Annotated in this window: 13 protein-coding genes; 7 read left to right on the forward strand and 6 right to left on the reverse strand. The window is 59.4% G+C overall.

Annotation, left to right across the window (positions count from 1 at the left end; all coding sequences use genetic code 11):
- Window positions 1-116: 116 nt before the first annotated feature.
- The 4 genes from F1529_RS13540 to F1529_RS13555 form a co-directional block, all read right to left on the reverse strand.
- Entirely contained in the window at window positions 117-890 is a 774-nt protein-coding gene (locus F1529_RS13540) for an enoyl-CoA hydratase/isomerase family protein (RefSeq protein WP_155135417.1), read from the reverse strand.
- A 56-nt stretch (window positions 891-946) separates the two neighbouring features.
- Window positions 947-2,554: a carboxyl transferase domain-containing protein gene (locus F1529_RS13545; RefSeq protein WP_155135419.1), complete on the reverse strand. Its 1,608-nt coding sequence runs from the start codon at window positions 2,552-2,554 to the stop codon at window positions 947-949.
- A gap of 77 nt (window positions 2,555-2,631) precedes the next feature.
- Entirely contained in the window at window positions 2,632-3,795 is a 1,164-nt protein-coding gene (locus tag F1529_RS13550) for an isovaleryl-CoA dehydrogenase (RefSeq protein ID WP_007149972.1), read from the reverse strand.
- The gene (locus tag F1529_RS13555; protein WP_007149116.1) at window positions 3,788-4,186 is read right to left on the reverse strand and encodes a MerR family DNA-binding transcriptional regulator; all 399 of its coding nucleotides are present in this window, start codon (window positions 4,184-4,186) and stop codon (window positions 3,788-3,790) included. The genes F1529_RS13550 and F1529_RS13555 overlap by 8 nt, the downstream gene beginning before the upstream one ends.
- Window positions 4,187-4,309: 123 nt before the next feature.
- Between F1529_RS13555 and F1529_RS13560 the strand changes: the two genes are divergently transcribed.
- The 6 genes from F1529_RS13560 to F1529_RS13585 all read left to right on the forward strand — a co-directional run bounded on the left by F1529_RS13560 (window position 4,310) and on the right by F1529_RS13585 (window position 11,254).
- Window positions 4,310-6,619, forward strand: a complete 2,310-nt coding sequence (locus F1529_RS13560; RefSeq protein WP_155135421.1) for an RND family transporter — start codon at window positions 4,310-4,312, stop codon at window positions 6,617-6,619.
- A 134-nt stretch (window positions 6,620-6,753) separates the two neighbouring features.
- The gene (locus F1529_RS13565; RefSeq protein ID WP_155135423.1) at window positions 6,754-8,895 is read left to right on the forward strand and encodes a response regulator; all 2,142 of its coding nucleotides are present in this window, start codon (window positions 6,754-6,756) and stop codon (window positions 8,893-8,895) included.
- On the forward strand, window positions 8,892-9,584 hold the full coding sequence (locus F1529_RS13570; protein WP_155135425.1) for an NAD(P)H-binding protein: 693 nt from the start codon (window positions 8,892-8,894) through the stop codon (window positions 9,582-9,584). The genes F1529_RS13565 and F1529_RS13570 overlap by 4 nt, the downstream gene beginning before the upstream one ends.
- A gap of 39 nt (window positions 9,585-9,623) precedes the next feature.
- Window positions 9,624-10,106, forward strand: coding sequence for a ribonuclease E activity regulator RraA (rraA, locus tag F1529_RS13575; protein WP_007151266.1), 483 nt, complete (start codon window positions 9,624-9,626; stop codon window positions 10,104-10,106).
- Between the two features lie 55 nt (window positions 10,107-10,161).
- On the forward strand, window positions 10,162-10,614 hold the full coding sequence (locus tag F1529_RS13580) for a CBS domain-containing protein (protein ID WP_007151151.1): 453 nt from the start codon (window positions 10,162-10,164) through the stop codon (window positions 10,612-10,614).
- 58 nt (window positions 10,615-10,672) lie between these two features.
- The gene (locus F1529_RS13585) at window positions 10,673-11,254 is read left to right on the forward strand and encodes a DUF805 domain-containing protein (protein WP_155135427.1); all 582 of its coding nucleotides are present in this window, start codon (window positions 10,673-10,675) and stop codon (window positions 11,252-11,254) included.
- 96 nt (window positions 11,255-11,350) lie between these two features.
- Here the strand turns inward: F1529_RS13585 and F1529_RS13590 are convergent, their stop codons facing one another.
- Entirely contained in the window at window positions 11,351-12,331 is a 981-nt protein-coding gene (locus F1529_RS13590) for a malate dehydrogenase (RefSeq protein WP_155135429.1), read from the reverse strand.
- A gap of 143 nt (window positions 12,332-12,474) precedes the next feature.
- Here F1529_RS13590 and F1529_RS13595 point away from each other — a divergent pair, with 143 nt between their 5' ends.
- Window positions 12,475-13,563 (forward strand): geranylgeranyl reductase family protein, encoded by a 1,089-nt coding sequence (locus F1529_RS13595; protein WP_155135431.1) that lies wholly within the window; start codon window positions 12,475-12,477, stop codon window positions 13,561-13,563.
- Here the strand turns inward: F1529_RS13595 and F1529_RS13600 are convergent.
- A complete protein-coding gene (locus tag F1529_RS13600) occupies window positions 13,545-14,609 on the reverse strand; it encodes an AraC family transcriptional regulator (RefSeq protein WP_155135433.1) in 1,065 nt (354 codons plus the stop codon). The two genes, F1529_RS13595 and F1529_RS13600, sit on opposite strands and share 19 nt — an antisense overlap.
- Window positions 14,610-14,749 lie beyond the last annotated feature (140 nt).

Below are 14,749 nucleotides of genomic sequence, written 5' to 3' on the forward strand. Positions count from 1 at the left end.
TCGAGAAGCGAAAATCTGACACTCCCGGAACTTTGGGTTTTGTGTTTCGAAACTCGCTTCTCGTAACTCGACGCTGAATCTTTCGCGCCGCCAGCGACGCTCCTACGGATAGTGGGTCAGATCCAATTCGGTTTCCGTTTTTCCAGAAAGGCGCTGAGCCCTTCCTGGCCTTCATCGCTGGTACGCAACCGGGCGATAAGGGCGGCGGTATCGTTGAGCATGGCGCCGTCGATGGGCCCATCACTGACGCGGGCAATCAAGGCACGGCTTTCCACCTGTGCCAGCGGGCCGCCGCTGAGCAGAGACTGCACCAGCGCATCAACGGTGCTGTCGAGAGCGTCTTCGCTGACGACCTCGTGGACGATGCCGATCTGTTGTGCGCGGTCAGCGGGGATCACTTCTGCGGTCATGAAATAACGGTTGGCCTGCCGCGGACCCATGGCGCGAACCACGTAGGGGCTGATCACCGCAGGTACGATGCCCAGTTTCACTTCACTGAGGCAGAAGCGGGCGTTGTCTGCTGCCACGGCCATGTCCGCCGCGCAGATCAAGCCCAAGGCTCCACCAAAAGCGGCCCCTTGTACGCGGGCAATGACCGGCTTGGCGCATTGATCAATGGCCTGCATCAGCGCGGCCAGGCGCAGGGCGTCCTGCTGATTCTGTTGCGCATCCAGCTTGCCCATGGCACGCATCCAGTTCAGGTCCGCGCCGGCGGAAAAGTGCTTGCCGGCGGCTTGTAACACCACAACGCGCACGCTGTCATCGCCGCCGACTTTTTCAAACGCCTCGGTGAGCGAGGCGATAATGATGTCATCGAAGGCGTTACGCTTATCCGGGTTATTCAGCGTAATCCGGGCAACGTGTCCTTCAATGTCTGTCGTAACACTCATGTCTTGCTCTCTTTAGCCGTGTTGCGTGAAGCGTGAGGCGTGCAAGCGTCTCTCAATCACATCCGGAACACGCCGTAGCGTGTTTCTTCAATCGGTGCGTTAAGGCTGGCGGAAATGGCCAGACCCAGCACGTCGCGGGTATCGGCGGGGTCGATGACGCCGTCATCCCAAAGGCGGGCGCTGGCATACCAGGGCTGCGCCATTTCTTCATAGCGTTCGGTCATGTCCGCCTGGAATTGTCCCGCCTCTTCATCGCTCCATGCCTGGCCCTTTTTCTTCAGTGAGGCCTGTTTTACCTGGGTAAGAACACTGGCGGCCTGTTCGCCGCCCATTACCGAGATGCGGGCGTTGGGCCACATGAACATGAAGCGCGGATCATAGGCGCGGCCACACATGCCGTAGTTACCGGCACCAAAGCTGCCGCCGGTGATAACGGTAAACTTGGGCACGGTGGCACAGGCCACCGCGTTGACCATCTTGGCGCCATGCTTGGCAATGCCTTCGGCTTCGTATTTCTGGCCGACCATGAAACCGGTGATGTTCTGCAGGAACAGCAGGGGAATCTTGCGCTGGTTGCACAGCTCGATGAAGTGCGCGCCTTTCTGGGCGGATTCCGAGTACAGCACACCGTCGTTAGCGAGAATGCCCACCGGGTAGCCGTGGATGCGGGCAAAGCCGCACACCAGGGTGGTGCCGTAACGGGATTTGAATTCGTCCAGTTCCGAGCCGTCGACCATGCGTGCAATCAACTCACGGGCAGGCATGGGCTGGCGGGTGGTGGTGGGGATTACACCGTACAGCTCCTGCGGGTCGTAGGCCGGAGCCTGCACGGGCAGGCGCTTTACCTGGTCCGGTTTGTGCCAGTTCAGGTGGGCGATGCATTGGCGCGCCAACTCGAACGCATGGGGTTCGTCTTCGGCCAGGTGATCCGCCACACCGGATTGTTCGCAGTGCAGGTTGGCACCCCCCAGATCTTCGGCAGTGACCACCTCGCCGGTGGCCGCTTTTACCAGTGGCGGGCCGGCCAGGAAGATGGTGGCCTGTTCTTTCACCATGATCACTTCGTCGGCCATGGCGGGCACATAGGCCCCGCCGGCAGTGCAGGAACCGAGCACCACACTGATCTGCGGAATGCCACGGGCGGACATGTTGGCCATGTTGAAAAAGATGCGCCCGAAGTGTTCGCGGTCCGGGAATACCTCGTCCTGGCGGGGCAGGTTGGCACCGCCGGAATCCACCAGGTAAATACAGGGCAGGCGGTTTTCCGCAGCAATGGCCTGGGCGCGCAGGTGTTTTTTCACGGTGAGCGGGTAGTAGCTGCCGCCTTTTACGGTGGGGTCATTGGCGACGATCATGCATTCCACACCCTGCACCTGGCCGATACCGCCGACGCAGCCGGCGGCGGGCACGTCTTCGCCGTAGACGCCTTCGGCGGCCAGGGCGGAGATTTCCAGAAACGGGGACCCCGGGTCGAGCAACAGATTGATGCGCTCGCGTACCGGCAGCTTGCCGCGCTCACGAAGCCGCTGCTCGGCTGCTTCGCCACCGCCATGGGCAATGTGATCGAGCTTGTCCTGCAATTGCTGACGCAGCTGCAGGTTGTGTTTCCGGTTGGCCTGGAAGTCCGGGCTGTTGGGATTGATCTGGCTATTGATCTTGGGCATAGAATTCCTCGCTTACACGCTGCACGCCTGCACGGACCACGCTGGTGGGCGCGTGCAGGCGTGGTGCGTGCGGCGTGTTAGCGTGTCTCGTTAAACAACTCGCGGCCAATCAGCATGCGGCGGATTTCGCTGGTGCCGGCGCCGATTTCATAGAGCTTGGCGTCGCGCAGCAGGCGGCCGGTGGGGTATTCGTTGATGTAGCCATTGCCACCCAGGGTCTGGATCGCTTCCAGTGCCATTTTGGTGGCGTTCTCGGCGCAGTAGAGAATCACGCCGGCGGCATCCTTGCGGTTGGTCTCGCCGCGGTCGCAAGCCTTGGCCACGTTGTAGAGGTAGCTGCGGCTGGCGTTGAGCATCACGTACATGTCGGCGATCTTGCCTTGCATAAGCTGGAATTCACCGATGGCCTTGCCGAACTGCTTACGCTCGTGGACATAGGGCACCACCACATCCATGCAGGCCTGCATGATGCCGGTGGCGCCACCGGACAGCACGGTGCGCTCGTAATCCAGGCCACTCATCAGCACCTTGACGCCTTCGCCCACGGTGCCAAGTACGTTTTCTTCCGGCACGTGGCAGTCTTCGAATACCAGTTCGCAGGTGTTCGACCCGCGCATGCCGAGCTTGTCGAGTTTCTGGGCCTGGGAAAAACCGGCAAAACCCCGCTCCACGATAAAGGCGGTGATACCTCGCGGGCCGGCGCTGGTGTCGGTTTTGGCGTAGATCACATAGGTGTGCGCGTCGGGGCCATTGGTGATCCACATCTTGTTGCCGTTCAACACGTAGTGGTCGCCTTGCTTATCGGCACGCAGCCCCATGCTGACCACATCGGAACCGGCACCGGGCTCGCTCATGGCCAGGGCACCGATATGGTCGCCGCTGACCAGTTTGGGCAGGTATTTCTCGCGCTGGGCATCGGTACCGTTGAGGTAGATCTGGTTGACGCACAGGTTGGAGTGGGCGCCGTAGGACAGGCCAATGGACGCAGAGGCCCGGGAGATCTCTTCCATTACCAGGGTGTGGGCCAGGTAGCCCATGTTGGCGCCGCCGTATTCTTCGCTGACAGTAACCCCGAGAACCCCCAAATCACCGAGCTTCTTCCACATCTCCAGCGGGAACTGGTTGCTCTGGTCCACCTCGGCGGCGATCGGCGCGATTTCCTTCTGGGCGAAGTGGCGCACGCTATCGCGCAGGGCCACCAGGGTTTCATCCAGATCAAAGTTAAAGCTGCTGTCAAACATGGTCAGGTTTCTCCAAAGCGGTGAGGGCGTCTTCGCAGCGCTGGTCGGCGTCGTCCAGCTCCTGCTGTAGTGCCTGAATATCTCTGAGTTGCTGGTTCAGTTGGTCACGGCGTTGCTGAATCTTGTCTTGCAGGGCCAGTAGCTGATTGCGGTTATCGCCGCTGGGTTGATACATCTGAATCAATTCCCGGGACTCGGCCAGGGAAAAACCCAGCCGTTTACCGCGCAGGATCAGCTTCAGGGTCACCCGGTCGGCGGGGGAGTAGACCCGTGTTTGCCCGCGGCGGGCCGGGTTGACCAGATTCTGGTCTTCATAAAAGCGAATCGTACGGGTGGTCACGTCGAATTCCCGGGCCAGCTCGCCGATGCTGTAGGTCTGTTTTTTGCTCATGGCGAAATCCTAGGGGAAGTTTACGTTAACGTAAAGTATGCGTTTTGGCCTTTTTGGTGCGTGACACCATGTTTACCGGTGCCTAGACTCCGGGCTCAATGTAAGGGGACGGTGGGAATAACAATGAAAGAGACGTGGAGTCGTTGGGTGGTGGCACACCCGGTGTGGGTGCTGCTTATCTGTATTGCGCTGTGTGCGGCCATGGCCGCCGGGCTGCAGAGTTTCCGCAACAATAATGATCCGCGTATTTTCTTCACTCAGGAAAACCCGGATTTCAAACGGTTCGTGGCGCTGGAGGACAGCTTTACCGCCAATGAGGTGGTGCTGTTTGTGGTGCACCCGAAGAGCGATCAGGTGTTTGAAACGCAAACCCTGGAGGCGATCGAGTCTCTCACCGACGACGCCTGGACGCTGCCTAATTCCACCCGGGTGGATTCCCTGACCAACTTTCAGCATACCGAGGTCGAAGGCGACGAGCTGTATGTGGCGCCGCTGGTGGAAGATGCTGAGCAAATGGCACCGGACGCCATTGCCCGCGCCCGCGCTATTGCCTTGAAAGAACCGGCGCTGGTCGGGCGGCTGGTTTCTGACCGGGGGCATGTGGCCGGTGTCGTGGCCACGGTGACCATGGATGAGGGGAATACCGAAGCCCCGCTGATTACCGCCGCCGCCCGCGAGATGGCCCAGGCCTACCGGGAGCGCTACCCGGATATCGAGTTTATGGTCACGGGCACCGTGGTGTTTTCCCAGGCTTCCGCTGACGCCACCGAGCAATCCATGGCCACCACCTTGCCGCTGGCCTTTGTGGTGATGTTGCTGTGTCTGTGGCTGATTCTGCGCAGTGGCATGTTTGTGGTAGTGACGGTGATGGTGATCGGTTTTTCCATCGCCTCGGCCATGGGGGTGGCCATGTGGCTGGGGATCGAGTTTTCGCCCATCGTGGGCATGGCCCCGGCCATGATTCTGACACTGGCCGTGGCGGACTCAGTACACATCCTCGCCAGTTATCGCCATGAATGCCTGGAAGGCAAGGCGCGGGCGGCTGCCATGCTGGAAAGTTTGCGTATCAACATGCAACCGGTCTGGCTGACCAGTTTTACCACGGCCATCGGCTTCGCCATCCTCAACTTCTCCGAATCCCAACCGTTCCGTGCGCTGGGGAATGTGGTGCTGATCGGGGTGCTGCTGGCGTTTGTGTTCTCGGTGATTTTGTTGCCGGCGCTGGTGATGTTGTTGCCGCACCGTATCGAGCCCGGCAAGCAGCGGGATTTTGCGCCCCTGATGGGCGCGCTGGCCGGGCACCTGAGCCGCCACTTCAAACCCTGGCTGCTGGGCATGTCGGTGGTGGTTGTGGTGCTGACCGCCTGTATCGGGCTTAACCGCATCAATGATGTGTTCAACGAATACTTCGATGAGACGTTTGAAGTGCGGCGGGTTAATGATTTCGCCATGAACAATCTTACCGGCATGCACCGTATAGATTACGCGGTGCATTCCGGCGAGTCCGGCGGGGCCATGGAGCCTGCCTATCTGCAGCACATTGATGATTTGACCGTGTGGCTGGAACAGCAGGATGAGGTGGTGTACGCGACTGCCTATACGGATGTGATCAAGCGACTCAACCGGGACATGCATGGTGGTGACCCGGCCTGGTACCGCATTCCTGAATCCCGCGAGCTGATTTCCCAGTACACCTTGCTGTATGAGCTGTCGCTGCCCCAGGGGCTGGGGCTGGAAGACCAGCTGGATATCGACAAGGAGCAGGCCAGGGTGATTGTGATGCTGGAGAATATCGGCTCGCGCCCGGTGCTGGAATTCAATGACCGGGTAGAAACCTGGATGCAGGACAACTGGCCGCAAACCATGCAAACGAAAGGCACGGGCATGGATATCCTGTTTGGGCGCGTCACCATGCGCAATATCCAGAGCATGCTCAGCGGCGCGCTGATTGCGCTGATCAGCGTGTCGGTGTTGCTGGTTATTGCGCTGCGTTCGGTGCGCTATGGCATCTTGTCCCTGTTGCCGAATCTGTTGCCGGCGGCCATGGCCTTCGGGCTGTGGGGGCTGGTGAACGGGGAGATTGGCCTGGCGGTATCGGTGGTGGCCTGCATGACGCTGGGGATCGTGGTGGATGACACCGTGCACTTCCTCAGCAAATACGTTCGTGCCAAACGTGAATTGGGGCTCAAAACCGAGCAGGCAGTGGAGTACGCATTCCGTACTGTCGGTGTGGCGCTGGTGGCTACATCGGTGGTGTTGGTGGCGAACTTTGCCGTGATCGGAACCAGCCATTTTTACCCCAATTCCAGCATGGGGCAGTTGTCTGCGATCACCATCGCCATGGCGCTGATTGTGGATTTCTTCTTTTTCGTGCCACTACTGGTCGCGCTGGACCGTCGCAAGCGGACCGGAGGCGTGGGCAATAGGCTCTAGCCAGTCTGATGAGGCGGTGTTAACGTAGCGCGAAACCGGTTTTTCCAGTTTCTGCGGAACAAAACACAGTGCCATACAAGAAAGATCGAAAGGTTCTTAAACGCGTAGATTACGGGGCCGCCAAGAACTCCTTGATGGGAGTCCTGGCGGCCCTTCTGGTTTATGCGCTTGTCTTTGCCTGGGGGCAGGTCTACCAGAGCTTCGAGCTGGAAGCGCTGATAGGCGGTGGCGCCGTCCTGTTGGTTACCGCCTATCGGCTGTGGCTGGTGGCGCGTTTCGATGCCCTCTATGGGGCTGGCCCGGCGCGCTGGCGGCGCCTGTTCGGGGTGGGGCTGGCATTGCACGCCCTGTTATGGGGGCTGCTGCCGGCCTGGTTAATCTGGCGGCTGGGCACCGGCTTCAATTTCTTTGTGGTGATTCTTTATAACGTGGGCGTGACCACGGCCCTGGGCAGCTCCTGGATGGCCGGGCTGCGCGTTCGGCAAGCTTATATCGTGTTGATGTTCCTGCCGACGCTGGCGGTTTTATTGTTTGCCGGCAGCTTGCATGACTGGGTGCTGGCGGTACTGATCGGCTCCTATGCGTTCTATCTGTTCCGGCTTTATCGGGGGCAATACGAAACCTTCTGGCACGCAATGACGCGGGAGCGTCGAGGGCCACTGGATCGCAAACAGCCGGTGCGCAGCAGTACCGAAGTCCAGCTCAGCCTGGTGTATCGTCTGGCCCATGAACTGCGTACACCGATGAATTCCCTGATGGGTATGATGTCGTTGCTGGAAGACACCCGCCTTAACGATGAACAGAAAGACTACCTGCAGGTGGCAGGGCAGAGTGGCAAGCTGTTGCTCACCTTGATTGATGACGTGCTGGATTATTCCCGCATCCTTTCCCGACGCATTACCCTCAATTCGGATTATTTTGATTTCCGTGCGGCGATTGAGCAATCGCTGGAAGCCTTTGGTCCCATGGCCCAGTCATCCGGGCTGGAACTGAGCTGCGTGATTGACCGCATGCTGCCCAAGCGCATCCGCGGCGATCGCGAACGTCTGATGCAGGTGCTCAATAATCTGTTCAGCAACGCCATCAAGTTCAGTGAGCAGGGCGAGATCCGCCTGGATGTGGATTTCACCGTGGAAGGGGAAAGTGGCGGCGTGTTGCGCGTGCGGGTCAGTGATCAGGGGGCCGGTATGGACCCGGAAACCCTGCGTCATCTGTTTCAGGATCGCTTCATTGAAGATGGCCAGGACGTGTACAGCAGCCACCACACCGGCTTCGGCCTGCTGGTCTGCAAGGGCCTGATTGACGCCATGGGCGGCGCCCTGGGGGCGGAGAGTGTCCCGGGTGAGGGCTCCACCTTCTGGTTCACGGTTCCGGTGCAGATGCAGCCGGACATGCGTGAAGCGCAGAGCCTGATACGGGCACTGGATGGTGCCCAGGCGGTGGTTGTCGGGGCCGCTTCGGGTACCGTAGCCAGCATTCAGGAAGAACTGGAAGCGCTGGATTGCCAGGCATCATCTGCCATGGGCTACGATCACGCCTTGCAGGCACTGCGCGCCGGCCATCGCGAGCAAAGCGATTTCGATGTGTTGTTTGTCGATACCTGGTCGCGCCCCGAGCTGGCATTGAATCTGTGTCGCAATGTACTCGAAGACCCCTCGCTGCGACCGGTGCGCCTGGTGTTGCTGGCGACCATTGAAGAGCGCAGCCATGCGGCGGTGCAACAGCTTATCGATAAGCATGACCTGGTGGTGCTGGTGCGTCCGGTTCATCGTACTGTATTGCGCCAGGGGCTGGCGCGGCTGGTGGGCCTGCAACGGCAAATGCCGGTGGGGGATGCGCCACTGCAGACACCGGAAGAGCGCCAGCGGCGCAAACGTTTCCGGCTGATGCTGGTGGAAGACAACGAAGTGAACCAGTTGGTAACCCGGGGCATGCTAAGCAAACTGGGTTTTCAGGTGAAAACCGTCAGTAACGGGGAAACCGCGCTGGCGTTGCTGGAACAGGAACCGTTCGACCTGGTGTTGATGGATTGCATGATGCCGGAAATGGACGGTTTTGAAGTGACCCGGCGTTTGCGTGAAATCGAGCAGGACAAGGCGAGTCTGCGCACACCGGTTGTGGCGGTTACGGCCAATACGGCGGAAGGGGTTCAGGCCCGTTGCCTGGCTGCGGGCATGGATGATTTTCTTGCCAAGCCGGTGCACCTGGATGCACTGGAAACGGTGTTACGACGCTGGCTGCCAGAGCAGCCGGCTAAAGACGAGGAAGAACAATGACAAGAAAAGCCTTGCTGCTGGGGGCAACCGGGCTGGTCGGTCGTGATTGCCTGGAAAACCTGTTGGCCAGTGATGATTACCAACGGGTATGTGTTCTGACACGCCGACCGTTATCCGTGAAGCACCCCAAGCTGGATGTACATGAGGTGGATTTCGATAATATCGAAGCCTGCCAGTCACAGTTTCAGGTGGACGATGTATTTTGCTGTTTAGGCAGCACCATGAAGAAGGCCGGTTCCCGGCAGGCGTTTCGCCATGTGGATCACGACCTGGTAGTACTGGCGGGCAACATGGCCCGTCGTGCTGGCGTGCAACGCTTTCTGGTGGTGTCGGCAGTGAATGCCAAAGCCCGCTCGCCGTTTTTCTATTCGCGAGTAAAAGGGCAGATGGAGCGTGCGCTTATTAAGCTCGAATTGCCTTTGTTGGCCATTTTGCAGCCATCGTTGCTGCGCGGCGCACGTGAAGACAAGCGCCCGGCTGAAGACTGGGGCAACATCGTCAACCGCATTGTTGAGCCCCTGACACGGTGGACTGATGCCCACTGGTTGCCCGTGGATAGCCGCAAGGTAGCGGATGCCATGGTCGGCATGGCATTGGTCGGCCCGGATACAGGGTTGTACCGGTTGCGTTACCGGGACTTTTTGGTCTTTGCCGGTAAATTCCGCGAGAAAGTGACCCGGGCGGACTGAGCTCTGGTCGTAACCTGAAAGAAAACCGAAGGAGTCAGTATGACCTTTGTGACCTGCGATCTTTGTGATGATAATGCGGACAGTGTTTCCGTAGTAACCGGCCTTAACTGGCTCAGTTACGGTGGCCGTTCTGCCTTTGGCGGTGAAATCGTTACGGTGAAATGCTTCGAAGACAACAGCCGGGTGAAAGAACACCTGGGGACCGATGGCAAAGGCAAGGTGCTGGTGGTTGATGGCGGTGGCAGCCTGCGCAACGCGCTGATCGGCGACATGATCGCGGAGAACGCGGTAAAAAACGGCTGGGAAGGGGTCATCATTTACGGTGCCTGCCGCGACGTGGATGCGCTGGCGACACTGGACATCGGCGTTATCACTCAAGGCTGTGTGCCGATTAAATCCGTTCGCCGTGACGAAGGGCAGCTGAATATCGACATCTCCTTTGGCGGCGTGACGTTCCGCCCGGGTGAATTTGTTTATGCCGATAACAACGGTATTATCACTGCGCCGAAGGCGTTGGTGTAGCCTCAGCCATTAGCGATTCCTGTCACGAATCCTGCTATAAAGAACAGCACACCCCATGGCCGGCATGATGCCGGCTACCACCGCACAGGGAAGAATTATGCTCAAGTCCATGCACGTGGCGGAGTACATGAGCCGCCGTCTGGTCACCTTTTCCCCCGATATGTCCGTGAGTGAAGCCATTCGTGTATTGCTGGAAAATCAAATTTCCGGCGGCCCGGTGGTGGATGATACGGGCCGTGTGGTGGGGGTCTTTTCCGAATCCGATTGCCTCAAGGGAGCGCTGGAAGCTAGCTACCACGGCACCGAAATCGGTTCGGTAAAAGAGTATATGAGTGTGGATCTGCAGACCGTGGAAGGCTCGGATTCCATTCTCGATGTGGCAGAAATTTTTCTCGCGGATCATCGCCGGCGGTTACCGGTGCTGGACAACGGAAAACTGATCGGCCAGATCAGTCGCCGGGATTTGCTGCGCGCCATGGATGACTTTGGTCAACGCCATACGCCGTAGAGGCGACGCATTAATCTTTGATTGTTTTTTTAAACCTTGAACCCCAGGGGGAGTACCCATGAACCAACCCTATCAGGCACCCAATGCAGATGTTGCTGTTGCCGGTAACCAGGACACCTATCAACCCAAATTCCTGTCTCTGTCAGGGCGGATCGGCCGTATGCGTTATTTCGTCTATGCCGCTGGTCTGACCTTATTGTTCTATCTGGTGCTGGGTGTCGCAGCTGCAGTTGTGATCCCGGGCATCATGAGTGCCGGTGACAGTGCCATTGGCGCAGGGGCAATGATCATGGGGCTGATCGCCACCGTGGCGTTCATTGGTGTGATGGTGATGAGCTGGGGCTACATGGTGCGTCGTCTCAATGACATCAACGCCAGTGGCTGGTTGAGCCTGCTCATGTTGGTGCCGATTGCCAACCTGGTGTTGGGTCTGGTGATGTTGTTCAAACGCGGTAGCGTAGGCAGCAACCAGTACGGCGCCGCTCCGGTCGGCAATTCCGGTGGCGTAAAAGCCGCTTTCGTGATTGTGCTGTTGTTGATGGTGGGCTATTTCGGTGTGCTGTTCCCGATCACCATGGCCAACTATGCGCAGTATTCACAACAGGCCCAGATGCAGCAGATGGATTATTCCGAATACTGATCGCGTGCTGCCTGTTGCGTAAACTGTGTAGCAGCCGCGTAGCGGCACAAAAAAGGGGCTCCTGAGAGCCCCTTTTTTTATTGCCCGACCTGAGCCTTACGGCAGCAGGTGAGAAACGGCGTCACGTTCTTCCGCCAGTTCCTGCTCGGTGGCTTGCATCTTGCCACGGGAGAAGTCGTTGACTTCCAGGCCCTGAACGATAGTCCAGTCGCCATCCTTGCAGGTGCAGGGGAAGGAGTAGATCAGGCCTTCCTGGATGCCGTAGGAACCATCGCTGTAGATACCCATGGAAACCCAGTCACCTTCGTCGGTGCCCAGTGCCCAGGAACGCATGTGGTCCACAGCGGCGTTGGCAGCAGAGGCGGCAGAGGAAGCGCCACGGGCCTTGATGATGGCCGCACCACGCTGTTGAACAGTCGGGATGTAGTCGCTTTCGTACCAGTCCTGCTCGACCTGGTCGATGGCTACTTTGCCGTCCACTTCGCAGTGGTGCAGATCCGGGTACTGGGTGGAAGAGTGGTTGCCCCAGATGAGCATTTTCTTCACGTCATTGACGGTTTTGCCCAGCTTGTTGGCCAGCTGCGCCATGGCGCGGTTGTGGTCCAGGCGGGTCATGGCAGTAAACTGACGGGGATCGATGTCCGGCGCGTTGCGCTGGGCAATCAGGGCGTTGGTGTTGGCCGGGTTACCGACAACGAGAACCTTGATGCCTTTGCTGGCATTGTCGTTGATGGCTTTACCCTGGGCGGAGAAGATGGCTGCGTTAGCTTCCAGCAGGTCTTTACGCTCCATGCCTGGACCACGCGGACGAGCACCAACCAGCAGCGCGTAATCGGCGTCTTTGAAGGCCACGTTGGCATCGTCGGTACCGGTGATGCCGGCAACCAGCGGGAATGCGCAATCTTCCAGCTCCATGATGACCCCGTTCAGGGCTTCCAGAGCAGGGGTGATTTCGAGCAGCTGCAGAATAACGGGCTGGTCTTTGCCGAGCATATCGCCGGAAGCGATGCGGAACAGCAGGGAATAGCTGATTTGGCCAGCGGCGCCGGTGACGGCTACGCGTACGGGTGCTTTCATGAACAATCTCCTAGCTTTAATTCGGGAGAACTTATGTGGCTGAAACCGAGGGGACCGCTGAACAAGGTCCGTGGGTCAGGGTCCCGGACGGCGCGCATTATAAAGGACCCGGCGGCTAATCGCACGGAATCGGGGGGAGATATATGACGAACTGGGATGTGTTGATTGTCGGCGCCGGTCAGGCGGGCTGTGCAGCGGCCTGGGATCTGGCTGCGGCCGGGTTGCGAGTGGCCGTGATTTCCCGCCCCCCGTCACGGGGAAAACCTTGTGCGGGCGGGGTTACCGAGAAAGCCGTGGCGCGCTACCGATTCAGCATTTCGCCGGTGGTGCGCGAAGCGGTTACTTCCCTGGCGGTGAGTCATTCGTCCTCGCCGGTGCGTCACCTCAGCAGCGCCACGCCGTTCTGTGTGATGACGGAGCGGGCCGAGCTGGATGCGTTTTGCCGTTGCCAGGCGGAGGCCCAGGGCGCCGTATTCCATGAGACGGCAGGCCTGACAGGCTTGGAGCAGCGGGCAGACTGCGTGCGCATTGAGACCCGTGAGGGGGCAGTCTTTTCAGCGCCGTGGTTGATCGCAGCGGATGGTGCCAATAGTGCTGTGGCCCGGCTGCTGGGGGAGCGTCACCCGGCTGGTGCCATGGCCATCGAAGGCTGTGTGCCTCGGGAAAGCGTGCGGGACTACCCGCCCATGACACTGGATTTTGGTGTTATCCGTGGTGGTTACGGCTGGCTGTTTCCCAAGGGCGATCATGTGAATGTGGGGCTTTATGTGTGGCGACACGGGGCGGCTGCCCCGCAGCGCTCTGCGCTTCAGCGCTATTGCCAGGCGCGCCTGGGGGCTGAGGCGAAGCATGTGGCGGGCTACCCGCTGGGGACCTGGCTACCACACACCCGGCTGGCCAATGGGCGCGTGTTGTTTGTGGGCGATGCGGCGGGTTGCACGGAAGTGTTGCTGGGGGAGGGGATTTACGGAGCCGTGCTTAGTGGTCAGCTCGCTGCACAAGCGATACTGGGCGAAAGGCCGGATGTCTTCTATCCCCGTGCATTGGCGGGTTGGCGGGAGGAGCTGCAACAGGTTTCCCGGCTTGGGGCGCTCTTTTACGGGTTGCTCCCGGTGTCCTCACGGCTGCTGCAGGGCCGGCTGGGCGGCACCCTGGTCAACGGCTTTGCACAGGGGCTGACGTTAGGTCAGTGCAAGCGTCAGTGGCGGGGGGCTCAATCGTTGAAGGTGTGACTGCCCTGGCTGTCACGGTATTGCACCGGCGTCATATCAAACCAGCGTTTAAAGGCGCGGTTGAACGCGCTTTGTTCGGAGTACCCCAAATCCAGGGCGATCTGGTTCACGGAGCGTTCGCTGTGCAGCAGCCAGTCGCAGGCCAGGCGGCGGCGCTCATCTTCCAGCAGGCTGGAAAAGTCGGTGTTTTCGGCGCGTAGCTGGCGGCGCAGAGTCCAGGGTTTGACGCCCAGCTGGTCGGCAATGGGCTCCAGCTGCGGGACGCCCTGTTGCAGACGTTTCTGGATTTCCAGGCGCACCTGTTCCAGCAGGTTGTCGCGGGCGTGGTACTGGGTAACCGCCCGTTGCATGCGTGAGCGGGCGACCTTGTGCACTTCCGGGTCGGCATCACGCAGGGGTAGGTCCAGCAGGTGGCCGGGTAATACGATGGCATTTTCCGGCTGGCCGAAGGTAACGTCGCAACGGAAAATGCGCTGGTACTCGGCTTCGTCGCCCTGTGGCGGGTGTTTGAAGAGAATGCGTGCCGGGTTCAGTTCCTGGCCAATTAACCAGCGGCCGTAAACGATGGCCGCGGCGAAATTGGCGTCGACCCGGGCCGGGTAGGTGGGCAGGTCTTCCAGATCACTTTCCCAGATGAGCCACAGCGTTTTATCGCCATCCTGTTCGCGCCACTCGAAACGCAGTTGGGCGTATTCGGTGGTGACTTTCATAAAGGGAATCATCAGCTCGATGGCATCCCCCAGCGTGGCGCTGGACATGCTGGCGTAACCCAGCTCGCCCATGAAGCGCGGACGGATGCCTTCCCCCATATGCAGCCCAAATAGCGGATCTGCACTGCCAGCGATGGCCTGTTTCAGTAACGGGTTTTCGATGGCCATGGAAATCCGCGACTGGGGATCTTCCAGGTCGTCGTTGCTGATCCCGGACTCCACCAGCGCATAGCTCAGGTCCACGCCGGCGCGCAAAGCGGCATCCAGCAGGTATTCCAGCCAGAAAGGCGCGACGGTTTTATGCTTCAGAGAGGCTGACAGATTAGCGGACGGCATGAGCTCGCAGTTGTTGTTATCCAGTACAGAATCCCTTAGATAACGAGACGCAGCACGGCAAGTCAACACTTGGTGTGGGGTTAAGTGCGTATTGCTGGTTTATTGACCGTGTTGGCGAGTTTATGGCCCGAATGGGCTCA

It is taken from the genome of Alcanivorax sp. VBW004 (genome assembly GCF_009718865.1).
In the GTDB taxonomy this organism is placed as follows: domain Bacteria; phylum Pseudomonadota; class Gammaproteobacteria; order Pseudomonadales; family Alcanivoracaceae; genus Alcanivorax.